The sequence below is a fragment of the Nocardioides guangzhouensis genome (genome assembly GCF_004519545.1).
Taxonomy (GTDB): domain Bacteria; phylum Actinomycetota; class Actinomycetes; order Propionibacteriales; family Nocardioidaceae; genus Nocardioides; species Nocardioides guangzhouensis.
The window spans coordinates 46,022-59,827 of record NZ_SDKM01000006.1; the positions used below are offsets into that span (position 1 = coordinate 46,022).

Consider the following 13,806-nt stretch of genomic DNA (forward strand, 5'->3'; position numbering starts at 1 on the left):
CATGACCGACGAGCAGGACGTCCTCGGCGCGCCGTACACGACGGAGATGATCGAGCTCCCCGACGACGCCGAGGGGCCGGTCCACGCGACCCTGGTCCGGCGCCGCGCCGAGCAGCCCACCTCCCGTGCGGTGCTGCACGTGCACGGGTTCGCGGACTACTTCTTCCAGACGTCGTACGCCGAGTGGTGGAACGAGCGTGGCTACGACTTCTACGCGATCGACCTGCGGAAGTACGGCCGCTCCCTCGGCGAGCATCAGACGCCCAACTACGTCGCCGACCTGCGGGAGTACTTCCCGGAGCTGGACGAGGCCTGGGACCGGGTCACCGGCCGCGACGAGCACGACCACGTCGTCCTCAGTGCGCACTCGACGGGCGGGCTGACCCTCCCGCTGTGGGCCGCCGACCGCAAGCCCGACCTGGCCGGGATGGTGCTGAACTCACCGTGGTTCGACCTGCAGGGGTCCCTGTTCAACCGCACCGTGGGCACCGAGATCCTCAAGCAGGTCGGCAAGCGGCAGCCCATGCGCATCATCCCGCGCACGGTCTCCGGGCTCTACGCTCGCAGCCTGCACCGCGACCACGAGGGCGAGTTCGACTTCGACGTCGCGTGGAAGCCGATCGAGAGCTGGCCCGTGTACGCCGGGTGGCTGCGCGCGATCCGGCAGGGTCATGCGGACCTGCACCGCGGCATCGAGGTCGGCTGCCCGGTGCTGGTGCTCACCTCGGGCGCGACCGCGTGGCCCAAGGAGATGGGCGAGGACGTGCACGGGCACGACATCGTGCTGGAGGTCGACCAGATCCGCCGCTGGGCGCCGTCGCTGGGGCGGCACGTCACGCTGGTGTCGATCGACGGCGCCCGTCACGACGTCGTGCTCTCCCGCGAGCCGGTGCGCTCCCGCGTCTACGACGAGATCGCCCGCTGGCACGCGGCGTACGTCGGCTGACGGGATAGTCCCAAACCCTCGAGGGGTTCCGGCGCGCCTGAGGACCCCTCGAACGTTTGGGACTATCCCGAGAGACGGCTCAGAGGCCGCCGCCGGCCCGGTCGCCCCGGCGCATGTCCCGGGCCCGCTGCCGACCGACGTTGTCGCTGATCCCGACGCCCTGCTCGACCCGGTACCTCGTCCCCGGCCGACGGCGGGATCCTCCCCAACGAAATGGCTGTCGGAGAGAGCACGACCATTTCGTTGGGGACTATCCGAAGCGAGGCAGGGGATGGTCAGACGAGGAAGCTGACGACGGCGACGATGCCGACCACGACGATGACCGCGCGGAGGCCGGCGGCGGGCAGGCGGCGGCCCCAGGTGGCGCCGATCTGGCCGCCGACGACCGAGCCGAGGGCGATCAGGCCGGCCACGGTCCAGTCGACGTGGGCCATCACGATGAACAGCACCGCGGCCACGCCGTTGACGATCAGGGCGAGGACGTTCTTGGTGGCGTTGGACCGCTGGAGCGAGTCGGGTACGCCGATGCCGAGGATCGCCATCAGCAGCACGCCCTGGGCGGCCCCGAAGTAGCCGCCGTACACGCCGGTCAGGAAGACCAGCGGCCAGACCCACCAGGCACCGTGGTCGGGCAGCCCGCCGCGGGCGTCGTGGCGCCGCGCCACCCACGCGGACACGCGCGGCTGGAACACCACGAGGATGCAGCCGAGGACGATCAGCGCCGGCACGATCGCCGAGAAGGCCTCCTCGGGGAGCACCAGCAGGAGCAGCGCCCCGGCGATGCCACCGACCAGCGACGCCGGGCCGAGGCGGAGCAGCCGGGACCGCTGCCCCTCGAGCTCGCGGCGGTAGCCGATGGTGCCCGAGAGGGTGCCCGGGACCAGGCCGACGGTGTTGGAGACGTTCGCGGTGACCGGGGGTACGCCGAACGCCAGGAGGGTCGGGAACGTGATCAACGTCCCCGACCCCACCACGGTGTTGATGGTCCCGGCGGCGACCCCGGCCAGCGTGATCGCCAGTGCTTCGAACAGCGTCACTGCGTGGGCTGCTCCCCGGCGTCCGGAGGCGGGTCACCCGGCATCGGGTCGGTCAGCGGGTCCCCGGCGGGGCCACCGAACGAACCGGCCGCGCTCGGAGGCGGCGTACCGGATCCCTTGCCGGGGTTCGCGGCGGAGGCGGCCTCGGCGATCGCCGCCTCCACGGCGGCGTTGGTGTTGCTCAGCTCGCGGTCGACGGAGTCCCGGGTCGCGATCGGCTCGCTGGAGCCCATGTCGACCCGCTTGCGCGGCCCGCCGGACTCCTTCGGGATGCCCGCGACCTCGTGGATCGAGGAGCCGAGGCCCTCGAGCGCCTTGGTGATCTCGGAGGGGATCACCCAGACCTTGTTGGCGTTGCCCTCGGCGATCTTCGGCATCATCTGGAGGTACTGGTAGGCCAGCAGCGACTGGTCCGGCTGCCCGTCGTGGATCGCCTGGAACACCGTCTGGATCGCCTGCCCCTCACCCTGCGCCCGCAGGATCGCCGCCTCGCGGTCGGCCTGCGCCCGCAGGATCTGCGACTCGCGGTCACCCTCGGCGGACAGGATCGCGGACTGCTTCTGGCCCTCGGCGGTGAGGATCGCGGACTGGCGCTGGCCCTCGGCGGTGAGGATCGCGGCGCGCTTGTCGCGGTCGGCGCGCATCTGCTTCTCCATCGAGTCCTTGATCGACGGCGGCGGGTCGATGCCCTTGATCTCCACGCGGTTCACACGGATGCCCCACTTGCCGGTGGCCTCGTCGAGGACGCCGCGCAGGCCGGAGTTGATCATCTCGCGGCTGGTCAGCGTCTCCTCGAGGTCCATGCCACCGACGATGTTGCGCAGCGTGGTCATGGTGAGCTGCTCGACGGCCTGGATGTAGTTGGCGATCTCGTACGTCGCGGCGACCGGGTCGGTGACCTGGAAGTAGATGACGGTGTCGATCGAGACCACGAGGTTGTCCTCGGTGATCACCGGCTGCGGCGGGAACGAGACCACCTGCTCGCGCAGGTCGATGAGGTAGCGGACGCGGTCGATGAACGGGACGATGATGTTCAGTCCCGCGGGCATCGTCTCCTTGTACTTGCCGAACCGCTCCACGATGCCGGCACGCGCCTGCGGGACGATCCGCACCGTCTTGGCGAGGGTCACCGCCACCAGCAGCATCAGCAGGACCAGTACGACCAGAGCGGCTGTCATGCGTTCGTTCCTCTCAGGGGTGGGTGGCGGTGCGATGCCCGCCGTGGTGCTGCGTCAAACCTCGTCGTCACGGCCCGGTCAGGACTCCAGCCTGGGGACCGGGTGCACGAGGGCGGTGGCGCCTTTGATCTGGAGGACGTCGACGGTCTCTCCGGGCTCGATCACGAGCGTGTCGTCGTAGGGCTGGGCCGACCAGATCTCCCCCGCCAGCTTGATCCGGCCGGGGTTCATCGCGGTGATCCGTTCCGTGACCAGACCCTGCTGGCCGACCAGCTTGCCGTGCCCGAGCGCGAGGTCCGGTCCCTGGTGGAGCCGCTTCACGACGTTCGGGCGGACCACGACCAGCGCGGCCAGGGCCGCGGCCGAGGCAAGGATCACCTGGGCCACGAACGGAGCGCCGAGCAACGCGGCGATCATGCCGACGGCGGCGCCACCTGCCAGCATCAGGAGCACGAAGTCCAGGCTGAACATCTCCGCGACCCCGAGCAGGATCGTCAGACCCAGCCAGGTCTCGAAGGCATGGTCCTTCAGCCACTCCATGCGTCGACCCTATCCGCTGGACGGTTGCTGCGCGGCCGTTCCGCGGCGGCTGCGGGACCGTGTCGCGAGCGGGTGTTCGGCTCAGCCGCTGTGCCGGCCGACCCGGCGCCGGGCGGTCCAGCGCGCGTCCTCGTGGGACACCTGGAGGGACATGCCGAAGGTGTCGCTCAGCGCCTCGGCGGTGACGACCTCCTCGACCGGCCCGGACGCGACGACGCGTCCTTCGCGCAGCAGCATGCCGTGGGTGAAGCCTGGCGGGATCTCCTCGACGTGGTGGGAGACCAGGACGGTGGCCGGCGACATCTCGTCCATCGCCAGCACCGACAGGGTGGAGACCAGGTCCTCGCGGCCGCCGAGGTCGAGCCCGGCCGCGGGCTCGTCGAGCAGCAGCAGCTCGGGGTCGGTCATCAGCGCGCGAGCGATCTGCACCCGCTTGCGCTCGCCCTCGGACAGGGTGCCGAAGGTGCGGTCGAGCAGCGCCTTCGCCCCGACCTCGATCAGCAGCGCGTTGGCCCGTCCGTGGTCGAGGTCGTCGTACTCCTCGCGCCAGCGCCCGACCACGCCGTACGACGCGGAGACGACGACGTCGCGCACCTTCTCGTGGCGCGGGATCCGCTCCCCCAGCGCCGCGCTGGTCAGGCCGATGCGGGGGCGGAGCTCGAAGACGTCGACGGTGCCGAGCACCTCACCGAGGATCCCGGCCACGCCCGACGTCGGGTGGATCTGCGCGGCGGCGACCTGGAGCAGGGTGGTCTTGCCGGCCCCGTTGGGGCCGAGGACGACCCAGCGCTCGTCCTCCTCGACGGTCCAGTTGACCGCGTCGAGCAGGGTGGCGTTGCCGCGGCGCACGGTGACGTCGGCGAACTCCAGCACGGCGGTCATGCAGGAAACCATAGAGGTAGCCCGCCTACGCTTCGGGCATGCCCACGCCGCTGCCCCACGACGCCGCCCGGATGGCCTGGTGGCTCTCGGCCTGGTTGCGCGGGGACGCGGGCCCGGACGACGTGCTCGACCACGTGGTCGGGGACGACGCGGCGCACGACGTGGCCGGGCTGGACGGTGGCGGCGCGGCTGCCGGTGAGAGCGTGCCGCTGGTGCTGGCGCTGGGGAGGTTCCGGGCGGCCGGGGCCCGGTCCGCGGGCCTGGCGCTGCCCGCTCCCGGAGACCCGGTGGGGCTGGGCGGGCCGCGGGCGTTCAACGCCGCGGCACTGGACGCCGGCGAGGCTGTGGTCCTGGAGGGAGCCGACCTGGGCCTGGTGCCGTACCGGGCCGGCGCCGGCGTCGTGTGGCAGGCGCTGCCCGCGGCGCGGCGGCCGCTCGCCGACCTCGGCGAGGCCAACCGCGGGCTGCGGGCCGGGCTGTCGCAGAGCGCCGACGTGCTGGCCGCGCTGGACGTGGCCCGCTGGCGGCCCGAGGTGGCCGACGAGCTGATGGACCTCCGGCACCGCGCGACGTACGACGCTCCGGCCGGGACCCCGCCCCGCGCGGTCGAGCTCGCCGGCCGCGCGCTCCAGGCGATCGGCATCGTGGAGCTGGCGCTCGAGGACCACGGCGGCGCGGCCACCGCCCAGGAGATCATGCGCCGCGAGGACGCGCTGCGCCCGCTCGACGCCGCCGGGCGCCGGGCCCTGGTCGCGGCCTGCTCGCCGGAGGTCTGGCCGCCGGCCTGACGGGTCGCGAGGCGCTCAGTCGCTCTGGAAGACGCCGAGCACGGTGCCGGCCGGGTCGGCGAACGTGAACCGCCGGCCGCCCGAGTAGGCCTCGACGGGCGTGACGACGCGACCACCCGTGGTCTCGACCGCGGCCAGCGACGCGTCGACGTCGTCGGAGGTCAGCAGCACCAGCGCCCCGCCCGGCCCGCCGCTGTTGCTGGTGTTGAGCCCGCCGACCTCGCCGTCACCCGACGACGCCCGGATCCCGGCGTACGTCGGGCCGTAGTCGTCGACGGACCACCCGAAGGCCGCCGCGTAGAACGCCGTGGACACCGCGAGGTCGTCGGCGGCGAGCTCGACGTCAGCGATGGTGTGGTGTGTGCTCTCCATGCGGCCACGCTACGAGCGCCCACCGACAACGTGCACCCGACGGGGATAGCCTCGGCGACGACATGAGCACGGACATCGACGCGCCGGGCCACGAGCCCGCGGAGCAGCCCAGGACCCTGCTGATCACGCTCACCGGGACGGACCGGCCGGGCGTGACCTCCAGCATCTTCAGCGCGCTCTCCGGGGCCGGCGTCGAGGTGCTCGACATCGAGCAGATCGTGCTCCGCCGCCGGCTGGTCCTCGGTGTGCTGGTGACCGCGCCGCGGGACTGGAAGAAGCTGCGGGACGCCGTCGAGCGCACCGCTGCCGACCTCGGGATGTCCGTCGAGGTGGACCGGGGCGTCGGCGACAACACCGCCCGCAAGGACGGCCGCAGCCACGTCACCATCATCGGCGCCCCGCTGCGGGCCTCGGCGATGGCAGCGATGGCCGGCCGGATCGCCGACGCCGGCGCGAACATCGACCGGATCGAGCGGATGGCCCGCTACCCGGTCACCGCGATCGAGCTGCACGTCTCGGGCGTCGAGCCGGACAAGCTGCGGACCTCGCTGGTCGAGGAGGCGTCCCGCCAGTCCGTCGACGTGGCCGTGCAGCCGGCGAACCTGATGCGCCGCGGCATGCGCCTGATCGTGATGGACGTCGACTCCACGCTGGTCCAGGGCGAGGTCATCGAGATGCTCGCCTCCCGGGTCGGCTGCGAGGCCGAGGTCGCCCGGGTGACCGAGCAGGCGATGCGCGGCGAGGTCGACTTCGAGGAGTCGTTGCGGGCCCGCGTCGCGCTGCTCGAGGGGCTGGAGGTCTCGGCGCTGGACGACGTCTACGAACAGCTCGACTACGCTCCCGGGGCGCGCACGATGGTCCGCACCCTCAAGAGGCTCGGCTACCGGTTCGCGATGGTCTCCGGCGGCTTCACCGCGGTCACCGACCGGATCGCCGAGGACCTCGGCTTCGACTTCGCGCACGCCAACGAGCTCGAGGTCGTGGACGGCCGGCTCACCGGCCGGATCGTCGGCGACGTCGTCGACCGGGCCGGCAAGGCCGCCGCGCTGCGCCGGTTCGCGGCCGAGGTGGGGGTCCCCGAGGGCGCGGTGATCGCGATCGGCGACGGCGCCAACGACCTCGACATGCTCTCCGCCGCCGGGCTGGGCATCGCCTACAACGCCAAGCCGGTGGTGCAGCAGGCTGCCCACACCGCCGTCAACGTGCCGTACCTCGACACGATCATGTACCTCCTCGGGATCTCCCGGGAGGAGGTCGTCGCCGCGGACGCCGACGCCGGGATCGTGACGCCGGCACCTCCGGTGTAGGGCCGCCGGTGTCCGCAGGATTCCCCGGTGGACCGGGGAATCCTGCACATGACGGGCGAAGTTCCGGCCGACAAGCGCAAGAACTGCCCGTCAAGTCAGGCCGATGCGGGCGTACGGCGCGAGCCCGCTTCAGCCGCGGCCGACGTGGAAGGCGCGGAGGGTGGCGCCGCTCATCTCGAGCTCCGCCCACGACCCGTCGTGGGCGAGCACCGCGACCGCCGTGGTCGGGAACCCTTCGGCCATCGCGCTCGACGCGCCGGCGTCGCCCTCGCCGTCCTCCAGCATCTGGGCGAGGAAGGCCATCGTCGGGTTGTGCCCGATCACGAGCAGCGTGGTCACCTCGTCGGAGGTCTCGCGCAGCAGGTCGAGGGCGGTCTCCGGCCCCGCGGCGTACAGCGAGTCGTCGAACACCGGCTCGACGGCGTACGCCGCGCCCTCCGCCAGGCTCTCCCAGGTGTCCCGGGTGCGGGCGGCGGACGAGACCAGGACCCGGTCCGGGACCACGCCGAAGCCGGCCAGCCAGTCCCCGGCCTCGCCCGCGTCCGCCCGCCCCGCGTCGGTGAGGCGGCGCTCGTGGTCGGTGGCGGCGGACGGTTCGGCCTTGGCGTGCCGGATGATCACCAGCACGCGGGAGACGGAGTTCACGGGGCCACTCTGGCAGCCGCTAGGCTCGCGTGTCATGCCACCGGAGTGGGACAGTGCGTCGCAGCAGCAGCCGGCCCCGGGACCCCTGATGATCATCGGCGGGGCCGAGGACAAGCTCCGGCGGAGGTCGGTCCTCAAGCGCTTCGTCGAGGCCAGCGGAGGACCGGACGCGAGGATCGCGGTCATCGCCACCGCGTCGTCGCTCGGTCCCGAGATCGTCGAGGTGTACGACGCCCTGTTCCGCAAGCTGGGCGCCGCCGACGTGGTCTCGGTGCGGCCGGAGAGCCGCGACCAGGCGCACGACCCGTCGTACGTCGAATCGCTGCGGGACGTGACCGGCATCTTCATGACCGGCGGCAACCAGCTCAAGCTCTCGGCGGTCGTCAGCGGCACGCCGTTCGGCGACGCCATCCACGCCGCGCGGGCCCGGGGCGCGGTCATCGCCGGCACCTCCGCGGGTGCCAGCATCCAGTCCTCGCACATGGTCGCGTTCGGTGTCGGCGGCGCCACGCCCAAGCAACGGATGACCCAGGTCGCCGCCGGGCTGGGCCTGCTCACCGAGTCCGTGGTGGACCAGCACTTCGACCAGCGCAACCGCTACGGCCGGCTGCTGATGATCGTCTCCCAGTCACCGCAGCTGCTCGGCATGGGCGTCGACGAGGACACCGCCGCCGTGGTCACCGTCGAGGACGACCACGAGGTGATGCGGGTGATCGGCCGTGGCGCGGTCACCATCTTCGACCCGTCCCGGATCGTCACCAACGCGTTCGAGGCCAAGCGGTCCGCACCCCTGCTCGCCTCGGGCGTGGTGCTCCACGTGCTCCCCGAGGGCTCCGAGTTCGATCTGACCACGCGCAGCCTGGTCCCCTCACACCAACGGGTCGACGAGGCCGAGGCGCACGAGATCATCGAGGCCGGCCGCGACCTGCGCCAGCTGGCCCGCGACATCGCAGCCGACGACGCGTCCCCGTCCGTGTGGCGACGGCGCAGGAACCGTCGCCGGCACGCCGCAGTCCACGACGAGCTGGGCGACCCGCCCGGCGACGCCGCTCCCCCGCACACCGTCGACCAGGAAGGTGACCGATGACCGACACCCCGCTCGCCGGCGGACGCCCCAGCCCCGACCTCAGGATCGTGGAGACGCGGGTCTACCGCGGCGCCAACGTCTGGGCCTACGACAAGTCGATCCACCTCGTGGTGGACCTCGGCTCGCTGGAGCAGTTCCCGACCAACACGATCCCGGGGTTCACCGACAACCTCCTGCAGATGCTGCCCGGGCTGCGCGAGCACTCGTGCTCGCGCGGGCGCCGTGGCGGGTTCGTGGAGCGGCTCAACGAGGGCACCTGGCTCGGGCACGTCGCCGAGCACACCGCGCTGGCGCTGCAGCAGGTGGTCGGCCACGACATCCGGCGGGGGAAGACCCGGCAGGTCAAGGGCGAGCCGGGTCACTACAACGTGATCTTCGGGTACGTCGACGAGCAGGTCGGGCTGGCCGCCGCACGCCTCGCCGTACGCCTCGTCAACCACCTCGTCGAGGCCGACCCCGAGTTCGACTGGGACGCGGAGCTCGAGGCGTACATCAAGCGTGCGGAGCGTACGGCGTTCGGTCCCTCGACCCAGGCCATCGTCGACGAAGCGGTCTCCCGGGACATCCCGTGGATCCGCCTCAACCAGTACTCCCTCGTCCAGCTCGGCCAGGGCGTCCACGCCAAGCGGATCCGGGCCACCATGACCTCGGCGACCAGCTCGATCGCGGTCGACGTCGCCTCGGACAAGGACCTCACCACCCGGCTGCTCGGCGCGGCCGGCCTCCCGGTGCCCAAGCAGGACTCGGTGCGCAGCGTCGACCAGGCGGTGAAGGTGGCCGAGCGGATCGGCTACCCGGTGGTGGTGAAGCCGCTCGACGGCAACCACGGACGCGGCGTCTGCTTGAACCTCCAGGACGCCGACGAGGTGCGCGAGGCGTTCCCGGTCGCACAGGAGCAGAGCCGCCGCGGCTGGGTGATCGTCGAGTCGTTCGTGACCGGCAAGGACTACCGCTGCCTCATCATCGACGGCCGGCTGGCCGCGGTCGCCGAGCGGGTGCCGGCCAGCGTCACCGGTGACGGCGTCAGCACCGTCGAGCAGCTCGTCGACACGGCGAACGCCGACCCGCGCCGCGGCGTCGGCCACGAGAAGGTGCTGACCCGGATCAAGGTCGACGACGCCGCGATCGAGCTGGTCCGCGAGCAGGGCTACGCCATGACCGACGTACCCCCCGAGGACGAGATGGTGAAGCTCGCGCTCACCGGCAACATGTCCACCGGCGGCATCTCGATCGACCGCACCGTCGAGGCGCACCCGGAGAACGTCGAGATCGCCGAGGAGGCGGCCCGCATGATCGGGCTCGACATCGCCGGCATCGACTTCATCTGCCCCGACATCACCGAGCCGGTGCGCGAGACCGGCGGCGCGATCTGCGAGGTCAACGCGGCGCCCGGCTTCCGGATGCACACGCACCCGACGATCGGCGAGCCGCAGTTCATCGCCAAGCCGGTGGTGGACATGCTGTTCCCGCCCGGTGCCCCGAGCCGGATCCCGATCGTGGCCGTGACCGGCACCAACGGCAAGACCACCACCTCGCGGATGATCTCCCACATCTTCAAGGGCATGGGTCGCAAGGTCGGCATGACCTCGACCGACGGCGTGGTCATCGACGAGCGGCTCCTGATCAAGGCCGACGCGTCCGGCCCGCGCAGCGCCCGGATGGTGCTGCAGAACCCCCGGGTGGACTTCGCGGTGTTCGAGGTGGCCCGCGGCGGCATCCTGCGCGAAGGCCTCGGCTACGAGCGCAACGACGTCGCGGTGGTGCTCAACGTGCAGCCCGACCACCTCGGCCTGCGCGGCATCGACACCGTCGAGCAGCTCGCCGACGTGAAGGCGGTCCTCGTCGAGGCGGTGCCCCGGGACGGGCACGCCGTGCTCAACGCCGACGACCCGCTGGTCCGCGAGATGCGGCGCCGCTGCTCCGGCCAGGTCGTCTGGATCTCGATGGAGGAGCCGGGCAGCGAGGTGCGCGACATGATCGACGCCCACTGCCGGCGCGGGGGCAAGGCGCTGGTGCTGAACCCCTCCGACCGCGGCGAGATGATCGTGGTCAAGCACGGTCGCCGCGAGATGCAGCTCGCGTGGACGCACCTGCTGCCCGCCACGTTCAGCGGCCGGGCCCGGATGAACGTGCAGAACGCGCTGGCCGCCGCGGCCGCCGCGTTCGCCGCCGGCGCCCCGCTGCACGACATCCGCCAGGGCCTGCGCACGTTCTCGACGAACTACTACCTCTCCCCCGGTCGCCTCAACGAGGTCGAGGTGAACGGCGTCAACGTGGTCGTCGACTACTGCCACAACGCGCCCGGCATGCGCATGCTCGGCGACTTCGTCGATCGGGTCGGCGACTCGTTGGAGTCCTCGCACGAGCTGGCGCGGCCGTCCCGGATCGGCGTCATCGCCACCGCCGGCGACCGCCGCGATGACGACATGCGCGAGCTCGGCCACATCGCCGCGCAGCACTTCGACGTGGTCGTGGTCCGGGAGGACGAGGCACTGCGGGGCCGGGAGCGCGGCGAGGTCGCCGGCCTCGTCGCCGAGGGCGTGCGTACGGCGATCGACGAAGGCTCGCGCTGCAAGCAGGTCGAGGTGGTGCTCACCGAGATCGAGGCCGTGCGCCACGCGATGAGCCGGGCCAACAAGGGCGACCTGGTGGTGCTGTGCGTCGACAAGCACCCGGCGGTGATGTCCGAGCTGGAGACCTGGTCCCAACAGGCGCAGGCCGGCTCCGGCACCACCGACGACAAGGCCACCGCCGACCCCGACTACCAGCCGGCGTCGGGCGAGTAGCCGACCGCCGGGCCGCCGTACGGGCTGGTTTGGTCAGGGAAATCTGTTGCTGGTCAGGGAATGCTTTCCCTGACCAGCATGAGATTCCCCGGACGTCCGGGGAATCTTGGGGCTGGTGTGATTCACCCCTAACGGGTGATCGACGGACCGCCCCCGGCACCGCAGGCTGGTCGGGTGACCTCTCGCGGAGCTTCTCGGGGCGTGGTCGAGGTGCGGGTCCGCACAGCCCGGCTCGGCGCGCTGGCCGTCGGGCTGCTCCTGGTCGCGCTGGCGTTGGTGGCGGCAGCGGTGTGGCTGTCGCTCGACGGCGGCGGCACGGACCGGGTGGGACACCTGCCGATCGACGTGGAGTACTCCGCGCCCCGGGTGGCGGTGCTGATGGCCGCGGTGGCGAGCGTGCTGGCGGTCGCGGTCGGGTTCGCGGCCCTCCAGGCCGCCGGCGCGATGCGGGTGCTCGCCCGCGACCGCCCGGCGCCGGAGCCGCTGCCGGTGTCGGTTCGGTTGTCGCGCAGCCTCGTCCTCGGTCCGGCCGGCGAGGTGGCACTACGCTCGGAGGAGGCCCGGGAGCTCTCCCCCGAGTCGTTCGCACGCCGCCCGCCGCCGGGGCCGGGGACCACGGTGCGCTGCACGGTGCTGATTCCCGCCCACAACGAGGAGGCGGTGCTCGGCCGCACCCTGGACTCGCTGGACGAGCAGACCCGGACGCCCGACCGGGTGGTCCTGGTGGCCGACAACTGCACCGACCGGACCGAGGAGATCGCCCGGGAGCGCGGCCTCGAGGTGATCGCCACGGTCGACAACGCCGAGAAGAAGGCCGGAGCGCTCAACCAGGTCCTCGCCCGACTGCTCCCGGACACCGACGAGCACGACGTCTTCCTGGTCATGGACGCGGACTCGACGATCGCCCGGGAGTACCTCGAGGTGGGCTCGGGATGCTCGAGGCAGACGGGGACCTGATGGCGGTCTCCGGCCTGTTCTACGGCGAGGACGGCGGCGGCTTCATCGGCCAGTGCCAGCGCAACGAGTTCGCCCGCTACCAGCGCTACGTCTCCCGGTCGAAGGGGCGGGTGTTCGTCCTCACCGGCACCGCCTCGCTCTTCCGTGCCTGCGCCTACCAGGCCGTCTCCGACGCGCGCGGCACCCTGGTCCCCGGGCCACCCGGCAAGGTCTACGACACCCTCGCGCTCACGGAGGACAACGAGCTCACCCTCGCCCTCAAGACGCTTGGCGCGGCGATGCTCTCGCCGATCGAGTGCCGGGTGGTGACCGAGGTGATGCCGGACTGGCGCGCGCTCTACCGGCAGCGGCTGCGCTGGCACCGCGGAGCCCTGGAGAACATCGGTGCGTACGGCTTCACCCGGGCGACCGCCATCTACTGGTTCCAGCAGCTCGCGCTCGGGTACGGCGTGGTCGCGCTGCAGTCCTACTTCCTGCTCCTGCTGATCACCGTGCTCGCCGCCGACACGTTCACGATCTCGTGGTTCTGGGCGGTCATCGGCGCCATCTTCGTGGTCGAGCGGGTGGTGACCGCGTGGAGCGAGGGTTGGCGCGGCCGGCTGCTCGCAGCGCCGATCTTCCTCGAGCTGGGGTACGTCGTGTTCCTCCAGTACACCTTCCTGAGCGGGCTGGTGCAGATCGTCCTCGGCCGCCAGGCCGGGTGGAACTACGTCCCGAGGGAGGTGGGCACGTGACCGGACTCGGCATCCTGCTGCCGGTGGAGGTGCTGAGCAGTGGCTGGTTCCAGGTGCTGGCGGTGTTCGTCGCGATCAACACCCTCGTGTTCGCGGGGCTGAGCGTTGCGAAGCTGTTGCCGAAGCCTCGGTTCCGGGGTCTCAGTCCCGGTCAGCCCGGTCAGCGCTGACCGGACCACCCGGTGGCCCCGAGCTCCGAGACAAAGGCGAGCACCACCTCGTGCGCGGGGTCGATGACATGTCCTCGACCGACCACCACGTGACGAGCCCGGGAATTGCTGCGGCGAGCGCCTCGTCGACCGCGCGCGCCCGGGTACGACGCGTCCCCGGACAGGACGAGCGTCGGGACGTCGATCCCGCCCAGGTCGTCGGTGGTCGGCGAGAACGGATGGTCGCTCAGGTCGAGGCCTCGTCCCCGGATCTCGGCCACCATGGCTGCACCCCCGCCGGCCAGGACGTCGCGACCTCGCTGGGCAGATCTGGTCGCCCGTGCTGCGCCCGATCACGGTGGCCGGTGCCGCCTCGAGCAGGTCCAGCAGCGCCACCG

General features: G+C 71.9%; 15 protein-coding genes. 8 read left to right on the top strand and 7 right to left on the bottom strand.

Translation table 11 applies throughout. The annotated features are described in order from the left end of the window. Position 1: 1 nt before the first annotated feature. Positions 2-946 carry an alpha/beta hydrolase gene (locus EKO23_RS05485; RefSeq protein ID WP_134714906.1) on the top strand — a complete coding sequence of 315 codons (945 nt, stop codon included), beginning with the start codon at positions 2-4 and terminating at the stop codon, positions 944-946. A gap of 275 nt (positions 947-1,221) precedes the next feature. Here the strand turns inward: EKO23_RS05485 and EKO23_RS05490 are convergent, their stop codons facing one another. The 4 genes from EKO23_RS05490 to EKO23_RS05505 form a co-directional block, all read right to left on the bottom strand. Then, complete coding sequence (locus EKO23_RS05490; protein ID WP_134714908.1) at positions 1,222-1,983, bottom strand: sulfite exporter TauE/SafE family protein; 762 nt, start codon at positions 1,981-1,983, stop codon at positions 1,222-1,224. Then, the gene (locus tag EKO23_RS05495; RefSeq protein WP_134714910.1) at positions 1,980-3,161 is read right to left on the bottom strand and encodes an SPFH domain-containing protein; all 1,182 of its coding nucleotides are present in this window, start codon (positions 3,159-3,161) and stop codon (positions 1,980-1,982) included. Before EKO23_RS05495 ends, EKO23_RS05490 begins: the two co-directional genes overlap by 4 nt. A gap of 78 nt (positions 3,162-3,239) precedes the next feature. Continuing rightward, positions 3,240-3,701 (bottom strand): NfeD family protein, encoded by a 462-nt coding sequence (locus EKO23_RS05500; RefSeq protein ID WP_134714912.1) that lies wholly within the window; start codon positions 3,699-3,701, stop codon positions 3,240-3,242. Positions 3,702-3,782: 81 nt separating this feature from the next. Beyond that, positions 3,783-4,583, bottom strand: a complete 801-nt coding sequence (locus tag EKO23_RS05505) for an ABC transporter ATP-binding protein (protein ID WP_134714914.1) — start codon at positions 4,581-4,583, stop codon at positions 3,783-3,785. Positions 4,584-4,621: 38 nt separating this feature from the next. On the opposite strand from EKO23_RS05505, the gene EKO23_RS05510 reads away from it, so the two are divergent. Beyond that, complete coding sequence (locus tag EKO23_RS05510) at positions 4,622-5,371, top strand: hypothetical protein (RefSeq protein WP_134714916.1); 750 nt, start codon at positions 4,622-4,624, stop codon at positions 5,369-5,371. Positions 5,372-5,386: 15 nt separating this feature from the next. On the opposite strand, the gene EKO23_RS05515 is transcribed toward EKO23_RS05510, so the two are convergent. Next, positions 5,387-5,743: a VOC family protein gene (locus EKO23_RS05515; RefSeq protein WP_134714918.1), complete on the bottom strand. Its 357-nt coding sequence runs from the start codon at positions 5,741-5,743 to the stop codon at positions 5,387-5,389. Between the two features lie 62 nt (positions 5,744-5,805). Between EKO23_RS05515 and serB the strand changes: the two genes are divergently transcribed. Continuing rightward, positions 5,806-7,050, top strand: coding sequence for a phosphoserine phosphatase SerB (gene serB / locus EKO23_RS05520; protein ID WP_134714920.1), 1,245 nt, complete (start codon positions 5,806-5,808; stop codon positions 7,048-7,050). A 129-nt stretch (positions 7,051-7,179) separates the two neighbouring features. On the opposite strand, the gene EKO23_RS05525 is transcribed toward serB, so the two are convergent. Further along, positions 7,180-7,695 carry a SixA phosphatase family protein gene (locus EKO23_RS05525; protein ID WP_246050919.1) on the bottom strand — a complete coding sequence of 172 codons (516 nt, stop codon included), beginning with the start codon at positions 7,693-7,695 and terminating at the stop codon, positions 7,180-7,182. Between the two features lie 34 nt (positions 7,696-7,729). Here EKO23_RS05525 and EKO23_RS05530 point away from each other — a divergent pair, with 34 nt between their 5' ends. The 5 genes from EKO23_RS05530 to EKO23_RS25100 all read left to right on the top strand — a co-directional run bounded on the left by EKO23_RS05530 (position 7,730) and on the right by EKO23_RS25100 (position 13,429). Further along, positions 7,730-8,782, top strand: a complete 1,053-nt coding sequence (locus tag EKO23_RS05530) for a cyanophycinase (protein ID WP_134714924.1) — start codon at positions 7,730-7,732, stop codon at positions 8,780-8,782. Continuing rightward, positions 8,779-11,568 carry a cyanophycin synthetase gene (cphA, locus tag EKO23_RS05535; protein ID WP_134714926.1) on the top strand — a complete coding sequence of 930 codons (2,790 nt, stop codon included), beginning with the start codon at positions 8,779-8,781 and terminating at the stop codon, positions 11,566-11,568. Before EKO23_RS05530 ends, cphA begins: the two co-directional genes overlap by 4 nt. A 174-nt stretch (positions 11,569-11,742) precedes the next feature. After that, positions 11,743-12,525, top strand: coding sequence for a glycosyltransferase (locus tag EKO23_RS25790; protein WP_217702488.1), 783 nt, complete (start codon positions 11,743-11,745; stop codon positions 12,523-12,525). Next, the gene (locus EKO23_RS25795; RefSeq protein WP_217702489.1) at positions 12,501-13,259 is read left to right on the top strand and encodes a glycosyltransferase family 2 protein; all 759 of its coding nucleotides are present in this window, start codon (positions 12,501-12,503) and stop codon (positions 13,257-13,259) included. Before EKO23_RS25790 ends, EKO23_RS25795 begins: the two co-directional genes overlap by 25 nt. Then, entirely contained in the window at positions 13,256-13,429 is a 174-nt protein-coding gene (locus EKO23_RS25100; protein WP_167880336.1) for a hypothetical protein, read from the top strand. The genes EKO23_RS25795 and EKO23_RS25100 overlap by 4 nt, the downstream gene beginning before the upstream one ends. On the opposite strand, the gene EKO23_RS05545 is transcribed toward EKO23_RS25100, so the two are convergent. Then, positions 13,420-13,692, bottom strand: a complete 273-nt coding sequence (locus EKO23_RS05545; protein WP_134714928.1) for a hypothetical protein — start codon at positions 13,690-13,692, stop codon at positions 13,420-13,422. The two genes, EKO23_RS25100 and EKO23_RS05545, sit on opposite strands and share 10 nt — an antisense overlap. Positions 13,693-13,806: the final 114 nt, after the last annotated feature.